We start from the raw sequence: 1,768 nt of genomic DNA, 5'->3' as shown, positions 1-1,768 counted from the left end.
GTCCCACCCTCTCCCGACCGGCGTGCGCCGCCGGGCCCGGCGTGCCGAGCGGCGGCAGGGCGGCGGCGAAGACCGCCGCGCCGAGCGCGCCGCCCGAGACACCGCTGATGGCGAACAGCCGCGCGGCGAAGCGTGGTTCCTGGTCCGCCAGCGCGCCGAGCAACAGGGCTGTCCAGACCGCCGCGCTGATGCCGCCGCCGGCTGTCGTCACCATCACCAGGGGCGGGTTCTTGGTCGCGTCGGGCTGGTTGGCGATCCAGTCCTCCACGGCGGTCTCCATCCCGATTCGGCCGGTCGGCGTGGGCGCGTCGAGGCTGCGGACGAGATGGCGGTCGGGGTGCAGCGAGGGCAGTGCGACCAGGATGCCGAAGACGATCGCGAGCAGCGGCACGCGCCAGCGCCGTGCCCAGAAGGACAGCGTCGCGACCAGTGGCAGCAGCGCGGCGAAGAACAGGAAGACGGATCCGACCGCGCCGAAGGCCTGCCCGACGGGCAGTGGAAAGGCGAGGAAGACGCCGATCGCGGCGAAGGACAGGACCAGACCGGCACGTGCGAGCGGCGGGCGCGCCTGCTCCCACCCCAGCCGGCGCGCCAAGGGCCGGCGCAGCCACAGCGCGGCCAGGATCGCGGCCGCGGTGCCGGCCAGCAGCCAGACCAGCCGGTCCTCCCGCCCCCCGTCGCCGAGCAGCAGGGCGGCGATCAGGAAGGGGGCCATGGCGCAGAAGCGCGGCACCGCCACTGCCGCGATGCCGAGCCAGCGGCGCAGGCGCCGGTGGTGGCCCCCCGGCAGCTCAGCACCCGGCGGCAGGCCGATCGCGGTGAGCGCGGCCGGCAGTTCCGGCGCTTCGTGCCGTGAATCGACCGGCGGCCAGGAAGACCGTTCGGCGAAGCGGTCATCGAGCAGCCGCCGCGCCCAGTACCACGACATCAGCGACCAGACGGTGCAGGCGAAGACCAGCGCTGCGAGGCCGGAGGCGCCGAGTTCCGCCGCGTTGCGGCCGAGCTCGCTGCCCTGGCTCGTCAGGAACAGCAGCGCCGCCGCCGCGGCGATCAGGATGCACGGGCCGCCGCTGCCGCCGAGCACGGCGGCCAGCACGACGAAGTATCGCCAGAACGCACCGATCCACCTCATGCCACGCCCTCCGCCCGCGCAGCATGCCATGCCGCGCGCGGCCTGGGCGTGCGCGGTGTCACGCGCGCAGCCGCACCAGCGCCGCCGCCGCGCTCATGCCCGCCATGGCCCAGAACACCGCCCCGCCGAAGGCGGCGTAGCCCTGCCCGGCGGCGAGCGTCGCCAGCATCATCACCGCGCCGATGCCGGCCGCGAGCATCGTCTGCGCGGTGCCGGCGACCGCGGCAGGGACCGCGCCCTGCATGATGCGCATGGTCGCCAGATGCGCGGCGCCGAAGGTCGCTGCGTGCAGCCCCTGCGCCAGGATCAGCGCAGGCAGCCACACTGTCTCCGCCGTGATGGCCCAGCGCAGCACTCCCGCACCCGCGGCCACCAGCAGCAACCCCCGCGGGCCAAGGCGGTCCGCAAGCTCGCGGCCCCAGGCGAAGAGCGCCACTTCCGCCGCGACCGACCAGGCCCAGAGCAGCCCGATGACGCTCGCCGACAGCCCCGCCGCTGCCCAGTGGATCGACCCGAAGGCGTAGTAGGCGGCGTGGCTGCCCTGGGCGAGTGCCGCCGCCGCAAGGATGGCGCGGAAGGCGGGCAGCGCGAGCACGCCGCGCATCGCCCCGCCGCCGCGCCGCGCCGGCGCCGCAC

The 1,768-nt window shown here is 75.6% G+C and carries 2 protein-coding genes; both read right to left on the bottom strand.

Annotated elements, in window-relative coordinates:
* On the bottom strand, positions 1–1,132 hold a 1,132-nt coding region (locus tag HW577_RS24565), incomplete at its 3' end, for a hypothetical protein (protein ID WP_419956607.1).
* 58 nt (positions 1,133–1,190) lie between these two features.
* Positions 1,191–1,768: MFS transporter (locus tag HW577_RS24560; protein WP_198378717.1), on the bottom strand; the 578-nt coding region annotated here is incomplete at its 5' end.

The organism is Neoroseomonas rubea (assembly GCF_016106015.1).
Taxonomy (GTDB): Bacteria; Pseudomonadota; Alphaproteobacteria; order Acetobacterales; family Acetobacteraceae; genus Neoroseomonas; species Neoroseomonas rubea.
Note: the sequence above shows the minus strand (reverse complement) of the source record. Positions and strands in the feature narration are given on the sequence as shown.